Source organism: Streptomyces sp. TRD_SC_5 (assembly GCF_056836825.1).
Genome location: NZ_JBWZZS010000001.1, coordinates 5,246,721 through 5,267,846, shown reverse-complemented (window position 1 = coordinate 5,267,846; position 21,126 = coordinate 5,246,721). Strand labels below are relative to the sequence as shown.

13 protein-coding genes are annotated in these 21,126 nt (G+C 69.3%); 4 read left to right on the top strand and 9 right to left on the bottom strand.

Annotation, left to right across the window (positions count from 1 at the left end):
- Positions 1 to 18: 18 nt before the first annotated feature.
- On the bottom strand, positions 19 to 1,077 hold the full coding sequence (locus tag AC1P0E_RS24275; protein ID WP_482744244.1) for a S1 family peptidase: 1,059 nt from the start codon (positions 1,075 to 1,077) through the stop codon (positions 19 to 21).
- A gap of 162 nt (positions 1,078 to 1,239) precedes the next feature.
- Between AC1P0E_RS24275 and AC1P0E_RS24270 the strand changes: the two genes are divergently transcribed.
- Entirely contained in the window at positions 1,240 to 2,076 is an 837-nt protein-coding gene (locus AC1P0E_RS24270) for a DUF1206 domain-containing protein (RefSeq protein ID WP_482744243.1), read from the top strand.
- A 93-nt stretch (positions 2,077 to 2,169) separates the two neighbouring features.
- On the opposite strand, the gene pruA is transcribed toward AC1P0E_RS24270, so the two are convergent.
- Positions 2,170 to 3,801: an L-glutamate gamma-semialdehyde dehydrogenase gene (gene pruA, locus AC1P0E_RS24265; RefSeq protein ID WP_482744242.1), complete on the bottom strand. Its 1,632-nt coding sequence runs from the start codon at positions 3,799 to 3,801 to the stop codon at positions 2,170 to 2,172.
- Between the two features lie 47 nt (positions 3,802 to 3,848).
- On the bottom strand, positions 3,849 to 4,775 hold the full coding sequence (locus AC1P0E_RS24260; protein ID WP_482744241.1) for a proline dehydrogenase family protein: 927 nt from the start codon (positions 4,773 to 4,775) through the stop codon (positions 3,849 to 3,851).
- 173 nt (positions 4,776 to 4,948) lie between these two features.
- Between AC1P0E_RS24260 and AC1P0E_RS24255 the strand changes: the two genes are divergently transcribed.
- The 3 genes from AC1P0E_RS24255 to AC1P0E_RS24245 all read left to right on the top strand — a co-directional run bounded on the left by AC1P0E_RS24255 (position 4,949) and on the right by AC1P0E_RS24245 (position 10,954).
- Complete coding sequence (locus tag AC1P0E_RS24255) at positions 4,949 to 6,094, top strand: PucR family transcriptional regulator (protein ID WP_482745883.1); 1,146 nt, start codon at positions 4,949 to 4,951, stop codon at positions 6,092 to 6,094.
- Between the two features lie 176 nt (positions 6,095 to 6,270).
- Positions 6,271 to 6,645 (top strand): CU044_2847 family protein, encoded by a 375-nt coding sequence (locus tag AC1P0E_RS24250; RefSeq protein WP_482744240.1) that lies wholly within the window; start codon positions 6,271 to 6,273, stop codon positions 6,643 to 6,645.
- Positions 6,646 to 6,682: 37 nt separating this feature from the next.
- A complete protein-coding gene (locus tag AC1P0E_RS24245; RefSeq protein WP_482744239.1) occupies positions 6,683 to 10,954 on the top strand; it encodes an nSTAND1 domain-containing NTPase in 4,272 nt (1,423 codons plus the stop codon).
- A gap of 307 nt (positions 10,955 to 11,261) precedes the next feature.
- Here the strand turns inward: AC1P0E_RS24245 and serA are convergent, their stop codons facing one another.
- The 6 genes from serA to AC1P0E_RS24215 form a co-directional block, all read right to left on the bottom strand.
- Positions 11,262 to 12,854, bottom strand: coding sequence for a phosphoglycerate dehydrogenase (gene serA / locus AC1P0E_RS24240; protein ID WP_482744238.1), 1,593 nt, complete (start codon positions 12,852 to 12,854; stop codon positions 11,262 to 11,264).
- A 240-nt stretch (positions 12,855 to 13,094) separates the two neighbouring features.
- Complete coding sequence (gene ilvC / locus AC1P0E_RS24235; protein ID WP_482744237.1) at positions 13,095 to 14,096, bottom strand: ketol-acid reductoisomerase; 1,002 nt, start codon at positions 14,094 to 14,096, stop codon at positions 13,095 to 13,097.
- Positions 14,097 to 14,243: 147 nt separating this feature from the next.
- On the bottom strand, positions 14,244 to 14,771 hold the full coding sequence (gene ilvN / locus AC1P0E_RS24230; protein ID WP_028813778.1) for an acetolactate synthase small subunit: 528 nt from the start codon (positions 14,769 to 14,771) through the stop codon (positions 14,244 to 14,246).
- A gap of 26 nt (positions 14,772 to 14,797) precedes the next feature.
- Positions 14,798 to 16,657, bottom strand: coding sequence for an acetolactate synthase large subunit (locus AC1P0E_RS24225; protein WP_482744236.1), 1,860 nt, complete (start codon positions 16,655 to 16,657; stop codon positions 14,798 to 14,800).
- Positions 16,658 to 16,878: 221 nt separating this feature from the next.
- Positions 16,879 to 19,827 (bottom strand): putative bifunctional diguanylate cyclase/phosphodiesterase, encoded by a 2,949-nt coding sequence (locus tag AC1P0E_RS24220; RefSeq protein ID WP_482744235.1) that lies wholly within the window; start codon positions 19,825 to 19,827, stop codon positions 16,879 to 16,881.
- A 336-nt stretch (positions 19,828 to 20,163) separates the two neighbouring features.
- Positions 20,164 to 21,102 (bottom strand): 2-hydroxyacid dehydrogenase, encoded by a 939-nt coding sequence (locus AC1P0E_RS24215; protein ID WP_482744234.1) that lies wholly within the window; start codon positions 21,100 to 21,102, stop codon positions 20,164 to 20,166.
- Positions 21,103 to 21,126 lie beyond the last annotated feature (24 nt).

Here is a 21,126-nt window from a genome sequence, read left to right as displayed (position 1 = left end):
CCCGTACCAGAAAGCCGCTCAGTACACGTTCACGCCGTACGCCGACAGGGCTTCCCGCACGGGCTGGTGGATGGCGGAGCCATTGGTGCCCGTACAGCCGGAGCTGCCCGAGTGGATGCCGAGCGCGACGCTGCCGGCGAAGTGGGCGCCGCCGCTGTCGCCGCCGGCCGAGCAGGCGGTGGTGCGGACCATGCCGTAGACGGGCCCGTCACCGTAGTTGACGGTGACGTTCACGGCGGTGACGGTGCCGCTGGTCACCTTGGTCGTGGAGCCGCTCTTCTTGATGGCCTGGCCGACGACGGCGTTGGCGGCGGACGCGATGTCCTGGTGACCGCCGTTGTAGAGGTTGACGTTGCCCGCCGGCGCCGAGCCGTTCGTGTAGCGCACGATGCCGTAGTCGTTGGTCGGGAAGCTGGTGCCCTCGCGGACACCGATCACCGGACCGCCGGACGTGGCCGACCAGTTGGCCACATCGTTGGTGCAGTGGCCGGCCGTCACGAAGTAACGCGTCGTGCCCTTCGAGACGTTGAACGCCGCCGAGCAGCGGTACCCGCCGCCGTAGACCGCGTCACCGCCCGCCACCTCGCGCTCGAAGGTCCCCGGTACGCGCGAGATGCGCACCGCCCCGTCCTGCGCGTCCGCGACCTTCTTCAGCCGGGCCATCTCCCGTACGGAAACGGACTGGTCGGCCTCGACGCCGACCTGGTTGGTCCTCGGGTCGACGCCCCACGACGTACCGGTGATCTTCGCTCCGGCCTCCAGCGCGGCCATGGCCGCCTCGAGCCGGGCGGCGCCGCGCTCCACGCGCTTCGCGACGGCGCCCGCCGCGCGGACCTGCTCGGCCGCGCGCTCGCTGGTGACGGTGACGGTGAGCTCGCCGGTGCGGCGGTCGATGTAGCTGCCGGCGGTGTCGTCGCCGAGCCGCTGGGAGAGTTCGGAGTCGATGGCGTACGTCGACGGGCCTGCGGCCGCGGTCTGCGCCGCGGGCTGGGCGCCGGCGGGCGTCGAGGCGAGGCCCAGCGCGCCGGCGGTTATGAGGGCGGTCACGGCTGTGCGCGCACGGAGGATGCGTCTCATGGGGGGATCTCCTCAGTCAGGTCTCCGTGGGGAACGGAGACACCGTTGAGGAATTTGACATGTCCATTTCCATTTCACAAGACCGCGTCGGCACACCCCCGCGCCCCCACCGGTTCCGCCGTCCACTTCGGGGCACATGCACTGCGACGAAGGAGGCAGGACATGGGTACATCGGCACTCACCCGCCGCGGCAGGCGCACCGCCCGCCAGGCGTCGGACAGTTCGGCACTGGAGGCGGCCGCGCGTTGGGGATTCGGGGCGCGCGGGGTGCTCTACCTGCTGATCGGCGCCCTGGCGCTGAGTATCGCCTTCGGGGGCGGCGGCCAGGCGGACCGAGGGGGCGCGCTCGCGGAGGTGTCCAAGCAGCCGTTCGGTGCGGTCCTGCTCTGGGCCCTGGGCATCGGTCTGGCCGGCATGGCACTGTGGCGGCTCTCCGAAGCCGTCTTCGGCGCGGCGGGCCCGGACGGACACAAGGCGAGCAAGCGCCTGCTGTCACTGGCGCGCTTCGCCTTCTACGGCTTCGTCGCGTACTCCGTGCTGTCGTTCGCCGCGGGCTCCCAGGGCAGCGGCAGCGGATCGAGCGACAAGCAGTCGGAGGACGTGACAGCCAAGGCCATGGAACTCCCCGGCGGCCAGTGGATCGTAGGCATCGGCGGCCTCGCCATCGCGGTCGCCGGCGTGTGGATCGCGGCCCGCGCCGCGATGCGCAAGTACCACAAGCACCTGAAGATGGGCGAGCTGCGGGGCCGTACCCGCCAGGTCGTCGACGTCACCGGCGTCGCGGGCGGCATCGCGCGCGGCGTGGTCTTCGCCGTGCTCGGCGGATTCGCGGTCAAGGCGGCGGTCGACTACAAGCCCGACCAGGCCAAGGGCCTCGACGACACCCTGCGCTCCTTCACCGACACCCCGGCGGGCCCGTGGCTGCTGGCCCTGATAGCCGTCGGCCTCGCCCTGTTCGGCGTCTTCTCCTTCGCGATGGCCCGCTGGCGCAAGATCTGACACCTGCGCCCACACGAACACCTGCGCGCACACACGAAACCGCCCCCGTCGGCGTGGGGGCCGGACGGGGGCGGAGTTTCGGGCGGGGCCGGATCAGCCCTGGTGCGGGTAGGTGTAGTCGGTCGGCGAGACCAGGGTCTCCTTGATGGCCCGGGTCAGGGTCCAGCGCTGGAGGTTCTGCGGGGCGCCGGCCTTGTCGTTCGTGCCGGACGCGCGGCCGCCGCCGAAGGGCTGCTGGCCGACGACGGCGCCGGTCGACTTGTCGTTGATGTAGAAGTTGCCCGCGGCGTAGCGGAGCTTGTCCATCGTGTACGCGGCCGCCGCGCGGTCGCCGGAGATGACGGCGCCGGTCAGGGCGTAGTCGGACGCCGACTCCATCTGCTCCAGCATGGCGTCGTACTTCGCGTCCTCGTAGACGTGGACCGCGAGGATCGGGCCGAAGTACTCGGTCGTGAAGACCTCGTTCGCGGGGTCCGTGCAGGCGATGACCGTCGGGCGGACGAAGTAGCCGACCGAGTCGTCGTACGTACCGCCCGCGACGATCGTGCACGTCGGGTCGGCGGCGGCGCGGTCGATCGCGGCCTTGTTCTTGGCGAACGAACGCTCGTCGATGACGGCGCCGATGAAGTTCGACAGGTCGGTGACGTCGCCCATGGTGATGGCGTCGACCTCGGCCGCGAACTCCTCCTTGAAGCCGGACTCCCAAATCGAGGCAGGGACGTACGCACGCGAGGAAGCGGAGCACTTCTGGCCCTGGAACTCGAAGGAGCCACGGGTCAGCGCGGTCTTCAGCACGGCGCGGTCGGCGCTCGGGTGCGCGACGACGAAGTCCTTGCCGCCGGTCTCGCCGACGAGGCGCGGGTACGTGCGGTACTTCTCGATGTTGTTGCCGACCGTCTTCCACAGGTACTGGAAGGTCGGGGTCGAGCCGGTGAAGTGGATCCCGGCCAGGTCGCGGTGGTTGAGGGCGACCTCGGAGACCGCGATGCCGTCACCGGTGACCAGGTTGATGACGCCCTTGGGGAGACCGGCCTCCTCCAGCAGCTCCATGAGCAGCACGGCGGCGTGCGTCTGCGTCGGGGACGGCTTCCAGACCACGACATTGCCCATCAGGGCGGGAGCGGTCGGCAGGTTGCCGGCGATCGCCGTGAAGTTGAAGGGCGTGATCGCGTAGACGAAGCCCTCCAGCGGACGGTGGTCCAGCCGGTTCCACACACCCGGGGAGTTCGCCGGGGGCTGCTCGGCGAGCAGGTCACGGGCGTACTTGACGTTGAATCGCCAGAAGTCGATCAGCTCGCACGGCGTGTCGATCTCGGCCTGCTGGGCGGTCTTGGACTGACCGAGCATGGTCGAGGCGGCGAGCGTCTCGCGCCACGGGCCGGACAGCAGCTCGGCGGCGCGCAGGATGATCGCGGCGCGGTCGTCGAAGGACATCGCGCGCCACGCCGGAGCGGCGGCCAGCGCGGCGTCGATCGCGTCCCGCGCGTCGTCCTGCGTGGCGTGGGCGGCGGTGCCGAGGACGGCCTTGTGGTTGTGCGGCTGTACGACGTCGAAACGCTCGCCACCGCCCATCCGCTTCTCACCGTTGATCGTCATCGGGAGATCGATGGGGTTCTCGGCCAGCTCCTTGAGCTTGGCTTCGAGGCGCGCACGCTCCGGCGAACCGGGCGCGTAGGTGTGCACCGGCTCGTTGACCGGGGCGGGGACCTGGGTCACAGCGTCCATGAGGTCCTTGACTCCTTTGTGAGGGGTGGAAGGGCTCGGCCCTAGGGTCAGTTCTTGGTGATCATCGAACGGACGAAGAACAGCAGGTTGGCCGGCTTCTCCGCGAGGCGCCGCATGAAGTAGCCGTACCAGTCGGTGCCGTACGCGGTGTACACACGCATCCGGTGGCCCTCTGCCGCGAGCCGCACGTGCTCTTCGCTGCGGATCCCGTACAGCATCTGGAATTCGTACTCATCCAGTTTGCGCCCCGCACGCCGCGCGAGCTCCTGGCTGACGGCGATCAGCCGCGGATCGTGCGATCCGATCATCGGGTACCCGTCACCGGCCATCAGGATCTTCAGAATCCGGACGTACGCCTTGTCGATCTCCGCCTTGTCCTGGAACGCGACACCGGCGGGCTCCTTGTAGGCGCCCTTCACGATACGGACGCGACTGCCGGCCCCGGAAAGGCGGCGCGCGTCTTCCTCGGTGCGGAAGAGGTAGGCCTGGATCACGCAGCCGGTCTGCGGGAAGTCCTTCCGCAGCTCCTCGTGGATGGCGAACATCGAGTCGAGCGTGGTGTGGTCCTCGGCGTCCAGTGTGACCGTGGTGCCGATCTCGGCGGCGGCCTCGACGACCGGCCGGACGTTGGCGAGCGCCAGCTCGTGGCCGCCCTCCAGCGCCTGCCCGAACATCGACAGCTTCACCGACATCTCGGCCCGCTCACCCAGCCCCAGCCCCTTGAGCTGATCGATCAGCTCCAGGTAGGCGTCACGAGCGGCGTAGGCCTGCTCGCGGGTGGTGATGTCCTCGCCCACGACGTCCAGGGTCACTTCCAGCCCCTTGTCGGCGGCGTCCCGGACGATCGGAACGACCTGCTCGACCGTCTCACCGGCGATGAACCGGCCGACGACCTGTTTGGTGCCCGGGGCGGCCGACACGAAGCGGCGCATCTTGTCGCTGCGCGAAGCGGCGAGGATCACGGGACCCAGCACGGGGCACCTCCACGGATAAGGCTTGAAGGGGGCCGTGACCAGGAGAATTCGGTACGGCACGGATAACCACCGTGAAATCTAAGGATCGCTCGCATCTTGAACCATCGACAGCTGTCACGCATCCGTGGCCCGTATCTCATACAGATGTCTGAAGGGGTGCGAGAATGAGAAGCGTGAAAGGCGATTATCAGGAGCTGGTCGACGAGGTCTCGGCACTGCTCGGCGCCCCGGCGACGCTGGAGGACCGCGATTTCCGGCTGATCGCGTTCGGCGCGCACGACAGCGGCAGCGGTTTCGACGAAACGACCCTGGACCCCGTCCGTACGCGCTCGATCCTCACCCGCCGCTCGACGGCCGAGGTCCGCGCGTGGTTCGAGAAGTTCGGCATCGCCACGGCCCAGACGCCGGTTCACATCCCCGCCGACCCCGCGGCCGGCGTACTGCGCGGCCGGCTCTGCCTCCCCGTACGCCATCGGGGCACGGTCCACGGTTACGTATGGCTGCTCGCCGGGGACGACGGCCCGCCGGGACCGGTACCGCCCGCGGCGATGGCGGTCTGCGCCCGGATCGGGGAGCTGCTGGCGGACGAGGCCCGCGCCCGCGCCGACCTCGGCCCCCACCTGCTGACCCTGCTCACCACGGACTCCGCCGACAGCCGGGCCGCCGCCCTGGCCTCACTGGGTGCGGCGCTGGGCGACCCGGGAGCGTACGCCCTGCTGTGCGCCGCGCCCTGGGCGCAGTCCGTGCCGGGTGTACGTACGGTCCCGGGCGCCGCGGCGTTGTGTCTGCTTCCGGTGCCCGGCCCGGCCGGTCCGCGCCTCGCCGCCCTGGTCAGGATCCGTACGCAGGCCGACCTCTCCCCCGCCCACCAGGCCGCCGCCGGCCTGCTGGCCGCGCCGGGCCCGGTCGTCGGCATCGGCAATCCGGTACGAACACTGGAGGACCTGCCGGGCGCATGGCGCGAAGCCTCCGCCGCCGCCCGGGCTGCGCTGGCGCGGCCCCACCTCGGACCGGTCGCGGAGTGGGCGGGCATCGGACCGTACCGCCTGCTGGCCGCACTCCCCGACAGCGGCCCGGGCCACCCCGTCGACCCCGCCGTACGCCCGCTCCTGGAACCCGCGCATGCCGAACTCGCGCGTACGGCGGAGGCTTTCCTGGACTGCGCGGGCCAGGCGGGCCGGACCGCGAGCGCCCTGAACATCCACCGCCAGACGCTCTACTACCGCCTGTCGAGGGTGGAACAACTCACCGGCCTGGACCTCCACGACGGCGAGGACCGGCTGCTGCTGCACATGTCCCTCAAGGCCGCCCGCATGTAACGCCTCTCTAGGATCCGCGAGTCGATGCGCGGTGTCGGCTGAGGATGCGCAATGAATGCGCAGATCCAAGGCTCGATGCGCATTCGTTGCAGTCCGTAGCTATCGTTGTCGGTCTCTTGCGATCGGAGAGGGGCATGCCGCTACGATCTCCAACTCCCGAGCAACGGAGGAGAGTCATGAGCGACGGCCCTGTCCACACGGTAGAAGTCCCCCTGGGGGACGGCAGCGACGAGTCCGTGCGTGTCCAGATCCGGGAGGTGGACGAGACGCTGGTCCGCGTGGGGCGCGGAGGCCGCTCCATAGCGCGCGCCGAACGGTCGTTCGGTCAGATGCTGGACACCGTGCGTCCGGTGGCGGAGAGCTTCGTGGGGCGGTTCCAAGGGCTGGCGAACGCGCCGGACGAGATCACGCTGGAGTTCGGGGTTTCGCTGTCGGCCGAGGCGGACGTGGTCATTGCCAGCACGGCGACAGCGGCCAATTTCTCCGTGAGCCTGACCTGGAACAGGAGTGACGCGAGAGACCCCAACGGGAATACACCGCAGGGAAGTTGACCCAGTCAGGCGCGACAACGGGGCACGGGGGGTCGCAGTGACGGAGATTCAGGAGCGCGACACCGGGGAGGCGGAGCCGTCACTGGTCGCGGCGGTCGTCCGTGTTAAGGGGCCGGACGGTGCGATCGGCGGCGCGGGCTTCCTCATCGCCGCGAACCTGGTGCTGACCTGCGCTCATGTGGTGTCGGACGCGCTGGACCGGCCCCGGGACGACACGGTGGAGGCCGGCACCGAGGTCACGGTCGACGTGCCGCTGGCCGGGAACGCCGACGGCGTCGACGGGGGCGACCACCGTGCCGAGGTCCAGCACTGGATGCCGATCAGGCCCGATCAGACCGGGGACATCGCCGTGCTGCGGTTGCGGAACCGGATTCCCGGAGCCCGTCCGCTCCCCATGGCCGACCCGCAGAGCGGCGTATGGGACCACGATGCGCGTACCGTGGGCTTCACCGACGAAAACCCGGATGGGATCTGGCAGAGCGGCAGGTTCCGGGGGCCCACCCGCCCGGGCTGGATCCAGCTCTCGCGGGCCAACGATGAAGCCGTGCACGTCAAGGGGGGTTTCAGTGGGAGCCCGGTCTGGGACAACAAACTGGGCGCTGTCGTCGGGATGATGGTGGCGGCACAGTCGGTCCGCGAGGCCCAGCAGGCGTTCGTCCTGCGGACGAGAACCTTACTGAAGGAAGTACCCGACCTCGCCCCGTACGTGAGCCCGGCTACGCCTTTTCGTGGTCTGTCCGCCTTTCAGGAGGACGACGCGGATGTCTTCTTCGGCCGGGACGACGACATCGAGCGAGTCGTCACCGCCCTGCGGGGCGATCAGCCCACTGTGACGGTGTACGGGCCGTCGGGCTGCGGCAAGTCGTCGCTCGCGCTGGCCGGTGTGGTGCCGAGGATGCGGCAGGACGGCTACCGGATTCTGCAGGTTAACGCGACACGTTCCTCTTCCCTGCGGGCCGCGCTCGCCACCGAGCTGTTCGAGATCGAAAGATCGGGGGAGTATGGGCGGCCCCCCCGCGCGCAGAACGCCGACCACGTAGATCATTGGTTGAGTGAGCTAGGGCTTGCGGACGCCTTCCATCGGGTAACAGGACGGCCGGCGTCACGGTTGTTGGTCGTACTCGATCAGGCCGAGGCACTGTTGAACCGCCCGCAGCCGGAGCTCACCGAGACTGTCGAGCTGCTGTTCCCTCAGTGGCAGCCAGCCGCCCTGCGGGTTCTCGTCACCCTGCGCGCCGACTTCATGGACGCCGCACTGAGTCACTCGCACCTGGGTCCCGCTCTGAAACGCGGGGTGACACTTCCGCTCACTCCCATGGCCCGGGACCAGCTGCACGCGGTGATCACCGAACCGCTCAAGCGCATTCCGGCGGTCGAGTACGACCCCGGGCTTGACCGCCGCATCCTGGACGATGCGGGCGGCGAGCCGGGAATTCTGCCCCTTCTGGGGTTCGTCCTGGCGCAGTTGTGGCAGCGACGAGCCGCCGGACGGTTACAGGCCGCGACGTACGAGCACATCGACGGAGTATCCGGCGCACTGCGGCGCCATGCCGAGGAGGCGTGGCGGAAGTGCGTCCCACCTGAGGGTGAGGCCGAAGCGGCACGGCTGCTGACGGGGCTGGTGCGGGTGCTGCCGGGCGGCGAGGCTCCGCTGCGGCGCGCCCTGACACGCGAAGAGGCGGGAGAAGGACGCTGGCGCCTGGCGCAGGCGCTGGCCGAGCAGCGCCTGCTGGTCCTGTACGGAGGTGATGGCCGACCGGAGAGCGCGGAGCTGGCCCACGAGGCTTTGATCGCGGTATGGCCAGCCCTGGCAGAGCTGGTCCGGGCCGATGCTGATTTCCTGACGGGGCGGGCGGAGGTACAGCACGATCTGGAGCGGTGGCAAAAGGCGGACGGCTCGGCCGATCTGCTGCCCGGCCCCCTTCAGCTCGCGGCCGTGGAAGCGAGGCTGCACGGACGCGAGACGGATTTGACCGAGGACCAGCGGGAATTCCTTGCGCTGGCCCGTCAGCGCCAGCGGGCACGGCAGGTTCGGGCGCGTGCGGGATGGGTCGCGGTGGCCCTGACCCTTCTGCTGATCGCCGGGCTGGGCACGTTCCTCGTGCAGGAATCACAGGTAAGCGCACACCGGGAGGCCGAGGGGCGGTCCCGGACGCTTGCGGTGCAGTCGGACGACTTGACGGACAGCAACCCCGGGCAGGCTGCCCTGGCGGCGCTCGCGGCGTACGAGGTCGCTCCGACACAAGAGGCCCGCAGTGCGCTGATGCGCCGGTACGAGGAACTCAAGGACGCGGAATGGATGCTGACGGGAGCCGAGGGACCAGCCCGTGCGGCCGCCATGAGCGCGGACGGCAGAGTGACGCTGGTGACGACCGAGCTCGGCCGCGCAACCCTTTTCGTCCGCACGGCCAAGGGCAGGGTCAGACAGGAGCAACTCCGCCTCGCCAACAACGTCCTGTCCCCCGTGGTCAGCCGGGATGGGCGACGGATCGCCTACCTGCGCGATGTGGACGGGGTGGTGGTCTGGCACGACGTGACCCCCTCAGGGAAACGGCTGGTAGGGCCGCCACACCCGCTCAGCGGTGCGCTCAAGAACATCTCCTTGGGCGCGCAATGGCTCAACGTCAAAATCATGGACTTCTCCCCGGACGGGCGTCGACTGGTCGGCGTGCCGGCGTCGTCGGCGAAGCGGCCGGTGCAGGTGTGGGACCTGGAGACACAACAGCCTCGGGAGCTTCCGGTCCAGGTCTCCGGGCTTGTCAACGTGTGGTTCGGCCCGGACGGGAACACACTCGTGGCCCAGCGCAGCCCCGGGTCGGTCCTGAAGCAGTCAGTGGTTGCTGTCGATATCGGTGCCGGGACGATGCGTGAACTGGCAAAGGGCCTCGAATTCGGTGGCACCGGAGTGTCGGGAAACGGCAGCGTGGTGATCGTCTGCCGGAAAGACAAGCCCGACCCCGACTTGGACGGACAGGCCCAATACCAGGCCGTACGCGTGGCGGACGGAGAGGTGCTGGGCCAATACCGTCGCGGGGACGGCACTTCATGCAGTGATGTGGCCGTTGACGAGGAAGGCGACCGCTTCGCGGTGCTCTCCACGACGGGCGAGTGGGACCTGGTCCACACTCGAGACGGCGGCAGGACTCAGCGGTTCTTCGGACCCGACAGCCTGCAGGACGTCAAGAACCTTCCTCTTCTCGGGACTTCGCGCGAGCCTGTCGTGGTCACCTGGAACGAGGACGCGGTGACTGGATGGGCGCTGGCAAAGTCGGAGGACGTCAGCGCCCACAGCCCTCCGACGCTGCTCGGCGACGGAAGCAGGATGGTGGTCCGTGTGGGCAAGGACAGCGACAGTCTGCGCGTCATGGAAACAGAAGGGGAGGAGAGAACTCTTGCCGAAGTGGACAGCGATGCCAAAACGCCTCCGGACGCGAACCAGGCACTCCGGGTCAACAACGCCGAGACGCTGGTGGCGGATGTCTCGGACCTGAACCGGATCACGGTTCGCGCACTGCCCTCGTTGCGCCGGGTGACCGAGTTCACCGTGGCACAACCTCCTGTCGGCAAAGACGGCAAGCCGGGACTGGTTGCCTTCCGCTTCCTCGATGACGATCGGCTCCTGACAGTCTCCGGCACACTCGTCGAGCACTGGGATACTCGCGAGGGCCGCCGCGTGACGCTGCCGATCGACCTGCGTGACCTTCAGCTCACCACGAAAGACCGACCGGACTACTTCGTGGGCAACCACCCCGAGCCGGGGTACGCGGGGGTCACCGTGCGCGGCGAACCGGACGTGCACGCTGTCGATCTGCGAACAGGCAAGAAGAACAAAGGACTTCGTGTACGCCTCGGAGTCGACCTCGACACGGCCGTGTTCATGAAGGACTCGCGCTACGCGGCCGTGAAGAGCATAGGCGGCCTGGTCGAGCTGTGGTCGGCGCAACCTGGGCAGCCGCCGAAGAGAGTGGTGGGTCCGCTCGGGCCGCTGACCCCTAACCAGTGGGCGGCGGGTGGCACCGGGGGCTCCGGGTTCTTCATGGCCAACGACAGTTCCGTAAGCTTCCTGAAGGCGGACGACCCCGCGTACCGGGAAACGTACGAATTTGGGGAGAAGCAGGGCTTCCTGGCGGCCACCAAGGACGGCAAGGCGCTTCTACGCTCACCCGTCTCCGGAGGCCGCCTCGGTTTGTTCCGCCTCGACCCCACCCTCTGGAAGCGGCACCTGTGCTCCGTCCTCGGTCGTGATCTCACCGACGGCGAACGCGGCGGACTCTCCAACGGCCTGCCGACCGAGATCTGCCCTTCCTGATGCCAGGTGTCAAGGCTCGCACCGCCGCGAAGGACGTTCCACACAGCCACCGCGGAAGCGAGGAGCGCGGGCCCACCGCGACGCGTGTCAGCGCGCGGCATATCTCACTCTGAGTACCCTTCCGTGTCACCTACCGGCCCAAGATTGCGCACCACTGCCTAGCGACGGCATTGCGCATCAAGCCCGGATTTCAGCCTTACGGCAGGAGTCAGTGCGCACGAAGCCGTGGAACCTACAGCCTCGCGGGCCCCGGACGCACCGGTGCCCGGGACGCGGGCGCGCGTCCCGGGCACCTGGCCCAGCTGTGTCAGCTCGCGAGGTTCACGAACCGCGCCGACGCCGCGCCGATCTCGTCGGCGATCTCCGCGAGAACCGCCGGCGGAACCGTGTCGTCCACGGAGAGAACGGCCAGCGCCTCGCCCCCCTGGTCCGCCCGCGACACCTGCATGCCCGCGATGTTCAGGCCACCCTCACCGAGGATGCGGCCGACGGTGCCGACGACACCCGGACGGTCCTGGTACCGCAGGACGACCATGTGGTCGGCCAGGGTCAGGTCGATGTCGTGCTCGCCGATACCGACGATCTTCTGGAGGTGCTTCGGGCCCGCCAGCGTGCCGGAGACCGAGACCTCCTCGCCGCCGGAGAGCGTGCCGCGCACGGTGACGACGTTCTTGTGGTCCGGGGACTCCGAGCTCGTCGTGAGGCGGACCTCGACGCCGCGCTCCTGCGCGAAGAGCGGCGCGTTGACGTAACTCACCGTCTCGTCGACGACGTCCTCGAACACGCCCTTCAGCGCGGACAGTTCGAGCACCTTGACGTCGTACTGCGTGATCTCGCCGTACACCTCGACATCGAGACGCACCGCGACCTCGCCCGCGAGCGCGGTGAACATCCGGCCGAGCTTCTCGGCGAGCGGCAGACCGGGGCGTACGTCCTCGGCGATGACACCGCCCTGGACGTTGACCGCGTCCGGAACGAGCTCACCGGCGAGCGCGAGCCGCACGGACTTGGCGACCGCGATGCCCGCCTTCTCCTGGGCCTCGTCGGTGGAGGCGCCGAGGTGCGGCGTGCAGACGACCTGGTCGAACTCGAACAGCGGGGAGTCCGTGCAGGGCTCCTTCGTGTACACGTCCAGGCCGGCGCCCGCGACACGGCCCTCCTTGAGCGCGGAGGCCAGCGCCTCCTCGTCGACGATGCCGCCACGGGCGGCATTGACGATCCGGACCTCGGGCTTGACCTTGTGGAGCGCCTCGTCACCGATGAGGCCGAGGGTCTCCGGGGTCTTGGGGAGGTGAACGGTGATGAAGTCCGACACCGCGAGCAGCTCGTCGAGCGTGAGCAGCTTGACGCCCATCTGGGCGGCGCGCGCGGGCTGTACGTAGGGGTCGTACGCGACGATCTTCATGCCGAAGGCCGACATGCGCTGCGCGACCAGGACACCGATGCGGCCGAGGCCGACGACACCCAGGGTCTTCTCGCTCAGCTCGACGCCCGTGTACTTCGAGCGCTTCCACTCGCCGTTCTTCAGGGCCGTGTTGGCCTGCGGGATGTTGCGCGCGGTGGCGACGAGCAGGCCGCAGGCGAGCTCGGCGGCGGTGACGATGTTGGACGTCGGCGCGTTGACGACCATGACGCCGGCCTTGGTGGCGGCGGAGACGTCGACGTTGTCGAGGCCGACACCGGCACGGGCGACGACGCGGAGCTTCTTCGCGGCTGCGATGGCCTCGGCGTCGACCTTGGTGGCGGAGCGGACGAGAATCGCGTCGACATCGGCGATGGCCGGCAGAAGCTCTGCCCGGTCGGCGCCGTTGCAGTGCCGGATCTCGAAGTCCGGGCCCAGGGCGTCGACTGTGGCCGGCGACAGCTCTTCAGCGATGAGTACGACAGGTTTCGAGCTCACGTGAGTCCTCACTGGTCCTTTGCGGACGGCCGTCCCGACGGCCGCAGGCGGTGGAGGGGCTAGCCGCGTGGAAGACGCACGACGCTGTGGGCCTGACGCGTGTATGTATGAAGCAGTCTAGTGGCGCCGGACAGCTGGTCTTCCGCCGCAGCGGAAGGATCACCCGTCCGTGGCTGGACGTTCTGTCCAGTTGTGCGCGAAGGGCCGCGGCGATACGCCGCGGCCCCCCGGTCCCGAGGCTTACGCCTCGTCGTTGTCGACCCAGCTCATGAGCTTGCGGAGCTCCTTGCCGGTGGTCTCCAGCAGGTGCTCGGAGTCCTGCGTCTTGTACTCGTTGTACTTCTTCAGACCGCCGTGGTACTCGTCCATCCAGTTCTTGGCGAACGTGCCGTCCTGGATCTCGGCGAGAACCTTCTTCATCTCGGCCTTGGTCTGGTCCGTGACGACGCGCGGGCCGGTGATGTAGTCGCCCCACTCGGCGGTCTCGGAGACAGACCAGCGCATCTTCTCCAGGCCGCCCTCGTACATGAGGTCCACGATGAGCTTCAGCTCGTGGAGGCACTCGAAGTACGCGATCTCCGGCTGGTAGCCGGCCTCGACCAGGGTCTCGAAGCCCGCCTTGACGAGCGCCGACGCGCCGCCGCAGAGAACGGCCTGCTCACCGAACAGGTCGGTCTCGGTCTCCTCGGTGAAGGTCGTCTTGATGACGCCGGCGCGGGTGCCGCCGATGGCCTTCGCGTACGACAGGGCCAGCGCGAAGGCGCTGCCGGTGGCGTCCTGCTCGACGGCGGCGATCGCCGGAACGCCGCGGCCTTCCTCGTACTGACGGCGGACCAGGTGGCCCGGGCCCTTCGGGGCGACCAGGGCGACGTCGACGCCGGCCGGGGCCTTGATGAAGCCGAAGCGGACGTTGAAGCCGTGGGCGAAGAAGAGTGCGTCGCCGTCCTTCAGGTTGCCCTTGATGGACTCCTCGTAGACCTGGGCCTGGATCGGGTCCGGGATCAGGATCATGATGACGTCGGCCTCTTCGGCGGCCTGCGCCGGAGTGACGACGCGCAGGCCCTGCTCCTCGGCCTTCGCCTTGGACTTGGAGCCCTCGTGCAGACCGACGCGGACGTCGACACCCGAGTCACGGAGCGACAGCGCGTGGGCGTGGCCCTGGCTGCCGTAACCGATCACCGCGACCTTGCGGCCCTGGATGATGGACAGGTCGGCATCGTCGTCGTAGAACAGCTCGGCCACTGGGATTCTCCTTGTGTGCTGGTTGTGCGTCCCACCGTACGGCGGGGTGCGGAATGAAGGTTTTTGGGTCTCGCTATGCGAGCAAATGTCACAGCGCTGTGCGAGCAAATGTCACAGCGCTGTGCGAGCAGCAGGACCGGAGGCCGGTCAGGCCGAGCGGTCGAGGGCGCGCAGACTGCGGTCCGTGATCGACCGGGAGCCGCGCCCTATGGCGATCGTCCCGGACTGGACCAGCTCCTTGATGCCGAACTGCTCGAGCATCTTGAGCATCGCTTCGAGCTTGTCGGCGCCGCCGGTGGCTTCGATGGTCACAGCCTCCGGGGAGACGTCGACGGTCTTGGCGCGGAACAGCTGGACGATCTCGACGATCTGCGAGCGCGTCTCGTTGTCGGCGCGCACCTTCACGAGGACGAGCTCACGCTGGATCGCGGCGCTCGGCTCGAGTTCGACGATTTTCAGTACGTTGACGAGCTTGTTCAGCTGCTTCGTCACCTGTTCGAGCGGCAGTGCCTCGATCACGTTGACCACGATGGTGATGCGCGAGATCTCGGGGTGCTCGGTGGTCCCCACCGCGAGGGAGTCGATGTTGAACCCGCGGCGGGAGAACAGGGCCGTGATCCGCGCGAGGACGCCCGGCTTGTTCTCGACCAGGACGGAGAGGGTGTGCTTGGACATGGGCTTCAATTCTCTCTCTCGTCTGCTCAGTCGTCTTCGTTGTCGCCGAAGTCGGGGCGCACCCCGCGGGCGGCCATGACCTCGTCGTTGGAGGTGCCGGCGGCCACCATCGGCCAGACCATGGCGTCCTCGTGCACGATGAAGTCGACCACGACCGGGCGGTCGTTGATGGCATTGGCCTCGGCGATGACCTTGTCCAGATCGGCCGGGTCCTCACAGCGGATCGCGTGGCAGCCCATGGCCTCGGACAGCTTCACGAAGTCCGGGACGCGGGTGCCGGCGCTCGGCTGCCTGCCGTCGGCCTCCGGGCCGCTGTGCAGCACGGTGTTGGAGTAGCGCTGGTTGTAGAAGAGGGTCTGCCACTGGCGGACCATCCCGAGCGCGCCGTTGTTGATGATGGCGACCTTGATCGGGATGTTGTTGAGCGCGCAGGTGGTGAGTTCCTGGTTGGTCATCTGGAAGCAGCCGTCGCCGTCGATGGCCCAGACCGTACGCTCCGGCATGCCGGCCTTGGCGCCCATGGCGGCCGGGACGGCGTACCCCATCGTCCCCGCGCCGCCGGAGTTCAGCCAGGTGGCGGGCTGCTCGTACTGGATGAAGTGCGAGGCCCACATCTGGTGCTGGCCGACGCCCGCGGCGTAGATGGTGCCCTCGGGGGCGAGCTGGCCGATGCGCTGGATGACCTGCTGCGGGGAGAGCTGGCCGTTCTCCGGCAGGTCGTAGCCGAGCGGGTAGGTGTCGCGCCAGCGGTTGAGGTCGTTCCACCAGGCGGTGTAGTCGCCGGTGTTGCCCTCGGTGTGCTCGGCCTGGACGGCCTGGACGAGGTCGGCGATGACCTCTCGGGCGTCACCGACGATCGGCACGTCCGCGGCGCGGTTCTTGCCGATCTCGGCCGGGTCGATGTCGGCGTGGACGATCTTGGCGTACGGCGCGAAGCTGTCCAGCTTGCCGGTGACGCGGTCGTCGAAGCGGGCTCCGAGCGCGACGATCAGGTCGGCCCGCTGCAGCGCGGTGACGGCGGTGACCGCTCCGTGCATGCCCGGCATTCCCACGTGCAGCGGGTGGCTGTCGGGGAAGGAGCCCAGCGCCATCAGGGTGGTGGTGACGGGGGCGCCGGTGAGCTCGGCGAGGACCTTCAGCTCGGCGGTGGCGTTGGCCTTCATGACGCCGCCGCCGACGTACAGCACGGGTCGCTTGGCCTGGACGACCAGCTTGGCGGCCTCGCGGATCTGCTTGGCGTGCGGCTTGGTGACCGGGCGGTAGCCGGGCAGGTCGTGCGTGGGCGGCCAGCTGAAGGTGGTCTTCGCCTGGAGAGCGTCCTTGGCGATGTCGACCAGGACCGGTCCCGGGCGTCCCGTCGAGGCGATGTGGAAGGCCTCGGCGATGGTGCGCGGGATGTCCTCGGCCTTGGTGACCAGGAAGTTGTGCTTGGTGATCGGCATGGTGATGCCGACGATGTCCGCCTCCTGGAAGGCGTCCGTGCCGATCGCCTTGGAGGCGACCTGGCCGGTGATCGCGACCATCGGCACCGAGTCCATGTGGGCGTCGGCGATCGGCGTGACCAGGTTCGTGGCACCGGGCCCCGAAGTGGCCATGCACACGCCGACCTTGCCGGTGGCCTGCGCGTAACCGGTCGCCGCGTGGCCCGCGCCCTGCTCGTGGCGGACCAGGACGTGGCGGACCTTCGTGGAGTCCATCAGCGGGTCGTAGGCCGGCAGGATGGCGCCGCCGGGAATGCCGAATACCGTGTCGGCCCCCACTTCCTCGAGGGAGCGGATGAGCGACTGGGCGCCCGTCACGTGCTCGACAGTGGTGGCGTGGTGTCCGCCGTTGCGGGGCCGCGGCTGCGGATGGTGGGCCCCGGAGGCCTGCTCGGTCATCGGCATTCTCTTCTCGAAGCTGAGGGTTTGAAGCTGAGGATCTTATGCGGGGGTTTGGGAAGTGCCGGTGCAACAAAAAACCCCCCGTGCCGTGAGGCAAGCGAGGGGAGCGCGCCGGTGCGGTGTGCAGAGCTGCATGTGCGTGCTCTGCTTCAGCCGACGCGCTTTCCAAGTACGAGAATTCGGGTGCGCATGGCACTGACCCTCCCTCTGGCGCCCGGTGCCTGTCAAGTAGGTGGGACAGGCGTCTCACTATTTGAGCGCAATGGTGGATGCGTGATCGTTTCACTTCCGTTCCCGCCCACATGACGTACGGGAAGTGATCCACCCGATCCGCCCGCCAGGACGGACAGTGCCGCCCCGCCCGGTACGGGGAACTCGCCGCGCACCAGCGCCCGCCGCAGCCGGTACTCGTCGAGCGGCCCCGAGAAGGCCATCCCCTGCCCGTGCGTGCACCCCATCGCGCGCAGTGCGACCACCTGCTCCGGTACGTCCACGCCGTCCGCCACGGACTGCATCCCGAGGTCGCACGCGATCCGCAGCAGGCCGCTGGTGATCTTGTGCAGCCGTGCCGACTCCACCACACCTTCGACCAGACCGCGATCCAGTTTCAGTACGTCGATGGGGAGCCGGCGCAGCGCGTTGATGGCGGCGTAACCACTGCCGAACCCGTCGAGCGCGATCCGCACGCCGAGCCTGCGCAGCGACACCAGGCGCCGCTCCAGCTCGTCGAAGGAGATCCTGGGGTCGCTGTCGGCCAGCTCGATGATCAGCGAGCCGGAGGGCAGCCCGTGCCGGGTGAGGAGGGCCTCGATGGAGCCGAGCGGCAGGGACTTGTCCACCAGCCTGCGGGCCGAGAGCCGGACCGTCACGGGCACCTCGTGGCCCGCCCGGTTGCGCTCCGCCGCCTGCTCGACCGCCTCTGCCAGCAGCCAGCGGCCGAGCTCGGCGGTGCGGGCGCCCTCCTGGGACTCGCCGGTGTCGGCGACGCGCAGGAACTCGGCGGGCGTGAAGAGGATGCCCTGGGTGGACCGCCAGCGCGCCTGGGCGGCGACAGAGGCGACCTGGCCGGTGATCAGGCTCACCACCGGCTGGTGGAGCAGCGCGAACTCGCCGTCGTGGAGGGCGGTGCGCAGCCGGGTGGCGAGTTCGGTCCTGCGGACCACCTCGGCCTGCATCTGCGGCGCGTACAGCTCGACCCGGTCCTTGCCGCCCGCCTTCGCCCGGTACATGGCGAGGTCGGCGTTGCGCATGAGGTCGGTGGGGCTGATGCCGGGCTCGGCGAAGGCGACCCCGATGGACGCGGCGACGCGCACCTCGTTGCCGCCGATCCGGTACGGCTGCGAGAGCGTGAGGCGCAGCCGGTCGGCGATCTCGTGAACCTGGCATTCGCGGGCGGCCTGGTCCCGGGAGCCCTCACCGACGATCAGGGCGGCGAATTCGTCGCCGCCGAGGCGGGCCGCGGTGTCGCCCGCCCGCACGGAGTCCTGGAGGCGGCGGGCCGCCTGGATCAGCAGCTCGTCGCCGGCCTGGTGGCCGATGGTGTCGTTCACCGCCTTGAAGCCGTCGAGGTCGATGAAGAGAACGGCCGTGCCGGGATCGCCGACGCGGCGGCCGCCGAGGGCCTGGCGGACGCGCGCGGTGAACAGCGCGCGGTTGGGAAGGTCGGTGAGCGGGTCGTGCTCGGCATTGTGCTGGAGCTGGGCCTGGAGACGGACCCTTTCGGTCACGTCCCGGCTGTTGAAGATCAGGCCGCCCTGGTGCCGGTTGACGGTGGACTCGACATTGAGCCACTCCCCCGTGCCCGACTTGAAGCGGCATTCGATGCGGGTGGTCGGCTCCTCGGCGGGAGGCGCGGCCAGAAAGCGGCGTACTTCGTGGACGACTCTGCCCAGATCCTCCGCATGGATCAGCGAGGCGAGCTCGGATCCGATGAGCTCCTCCGCCTCACGGCCGTAGACGCCGGACGCGGCGGGGCTGACGTACCGCAATATGCCGGTCGGGGCAGCGATCATGATGACGTCGCTCGATCCCTGCACCAGGGAGCGGAAGTGGTTCTCCTTCTGCGCCAGTTCCTGGGTGAGGGAGATGTTGTCGACGAGCATGATGCCCTGGCGTACGACCAGGGCGAGGACGACCGTGCAGCCGGTGAGGACCACGACACGGTCCACGCGGCGGCCCTCGATGACGTTGTAGAGGATGCCGAGGGTGCACACGGCGGCGGCGAGGTAGGGCGTGAGGGCGGCCAGCGAACCGCCGATGGGGCGGCTGCCCGGACTGCGGAGGGCCGGGTGGCGGGCGCCCGGATTGCGGGTCCCGGGGTGGTGACTGCCCGGATTGTGACTGCTCCGGTTGTACGGAGCACTCTCCCCCCACTGCCCCGCGCGGCGCGCGCCCCAGGGCGCGTAGGCGAGGAGCAGCGAGCCGGCGAACCAGCCCGCGTCGAGGAGCTGGCCCGAGCGGTAGTTCTCGCGCAGCAGGGGTGAGGTGAACAGCGCGTCGCACACCACGGTCATGGCGAGAGCGGCGATCGCCGTGTTGATGGCGGTGCGGTTGGTGTTGGAGCGGCGGAAGTGGAGTGCGAGCACCATGCTGACCAGCGCGATGTCGAGCAGCGGGTACGCGAGGGAGAGAGCGGCGTGGGCCGTGCTCTCGGCCTGGAAGTGCGCGGTGTGCGCCAGGGCGAGGCTCCACGAGAGCGTCAGCAGCGAGCCGCCGATGAGCCAGGAGTCGAGTGCCAGGCAGAGCCAGCCGGCGCGCGTCACGGGGCGCTTGGCGAGAACCAGCAGGCCGACGATGGCGGGCGGGCCGAAGCAGAGGAAGAACAGGTCGGCGAGGGAGGGCGAGGGGACCTCGCGGCCCAGCACCACTTCGTACCAGCCCCATACGGCGTTCCCGCACGCCGCCATCGCGGAGGAGACCCCGAACAGCAGCCAGGCGGGCCGAAAGCGGCTCTCACGCGTGCGTGCGTAGAGGAAGCAGGAGACCGCGGCGATCAGGGCGGCGACGGCGAGGCCGAAATCACCCATGATCAACGCCACTTCGGGGGAGCCCCACCCGACGGCCGAGCCGACGGCATAGGCGCCGCAGACCAGCGCGAGAGCGAGCTGCGAGAGCAGGCTCATCCCGCTGCCGGGCACCTGCTGCCGGGCGAGGAGCGCTCCGGGGGCACTCACCGGACCGCCCTGACGCACGGCGCCGCCGGCGCCTCAGGAGCGGGGAGCGGTCCCGGGTCCGGCGTGCCCGCCCGGTCGCGCGAGCGTGGTCGCCGGTGGCCCCGCCGCGTCGGATCCTTGGTCCATTCGCCGTGCATCGCCCGTCGCCCCCCTCAGTCCAGTCGCTCCCCAGCGCCGTGATAATGCGCGGCGCAGCCCCTTGGTCCGGACGATACACCAATCCCGTCACTCAGGGACATACTCCCTCTACTCTGCGTGACGACCAGGGAGGTTGTCGGCACGCCGCGCATTCGAGTGGCTTCGTAGCGTGTCCGTACGCCCTCCCGGCGGGTCTCCTCAGGGAGTGGTGAGAACGATGTTGCGCAGCGGTTCCCCGGCGGCGAAGCGGGTGAGCTGGCCGGCCATCAGGCGCTTGGCCCGGGGCATGAACGCCGAAGTACTGCCGCCCACGTGGGGGCTGACGAGAACGCCGGGCGCGTGCCACAGGGGGTGGCCCGCGGGAAGCGGCTCAGGGTCGGTGACGTCGAGGGCGGCACGCAGACGGCCCGTTTCGAGCTCGGCGAGGAGTGCCTTGGTGTCGACGACAGGACCGCGCGAGACGTTCACCAGCAGCGCCCCGTCCTTCATGCGGGAGAGGAAGTCGGCGTTCGCCAGGCCCTGGGTCGCCTCGGTGAGCGGGGTGGAGAGAATCACCACGTCGGCGGAGGGCAGCAGTCCGGGCAGGTCCGCCAGTGGATGCACCGGGCCGCGCTCCGTTGTACGGGCGGAGCGCGCGACGCGCGCCACCCGCGCGCATTCGAAGGGCGCGAGCCGGTCCTCGATGGCCGCGCCGATCGAGCCGTACCCGACGATGAGCACGGACTTGTCGGCGAGCGCGGGATAGAAACCGGCCCGCCATTCCTCCTTGTCCTGGCCGCGCACGAAGCCGGGGATGCCGCGCAGCGAGGCGAGGACCAGCGCGAGCGTGAGCTCCGCGGTGCTGGCCTCGTGGACACCCCTGGCGTTGCACAGGTGAACGCCGGCATGCAGGTCCCCGAGGCCCGGCTCGACGTGGTCGATGCCTGCGGAAAGCGTCTGGACGGCCCGTACGGACGTCATCGCGGCGAGCGGGCGCACCGCGATCTCGGGGCCCTTCATGTACGGGACGACATAGAAGGCGCAGTCGGCCGGATCGGCGGGAAAGTCCTGGCCACCGTCCCAGAAGCGGTAATTGAAGCCGTCGGGGAGGCCTTCTGTCTCGGCTGCGGGGACGGGGAGCCATACGTCTGAAGTCATGGTCACGAGGCTATGCGAAGGGCC

What these genes read in the sequence shown, in the direction of transcription:
- AC1P0E_RS24275 (WP_482744244.1), bottom strand. Translation starts at nt 1,077, where the DNA reads ATGAGACGCATCCTCCGTGCGCGCACAGCCGTGACCGCCCTCATAACC.
- AC1P0E_RS24270 (WP_482744243.1), top strand. Translation starts at nt 1,240, where the DNA reads ATGGGTACATCGGCACTCACCCGCCGCGGCAGGCGCACCGCCCGCCAG.
- pruA (WP_482744242.1), bottom strand. Translation starts at nt 3,801, where the DNA reads ATGGACGCTGTGACCCAGGTCCCCGCCCCGGTCAACGAGCCGGTGCAC.
- AC1P0E_RS24250 (WP_482744240.1), top strand. Translation starts at nt 6,271, where the DNA reads ATGAGCGACGGCCCTGTCCACACGGTAGAAGTCCCCCTGGGGGACGGC.
- ilvN (WP_028813778.1), bottom strand. Translation starts at nt 14,771, where the DNA reads ATGTCCAAGCACACCCTCTCCGTCCTGGTCGAGAACAAGCCGGGCGTC.
- AC1P0E_RS24225 (WP_482744236.1), bottom strand. Translation starts at nt 16,657, where the DNA reads ATGCCGATGACCGAGCAGGCCTCCGGGGCCCACCATCCGCAGCCGCGG.
- AC1P0E_RS24215 (WP_482744234.1), bottom strand. Translation starts at nt 21,102, where the DNA reads ATGACTTCAGACGTATGGCTCCCCGTCCCCGCAGCCGAGACAGAAGGC.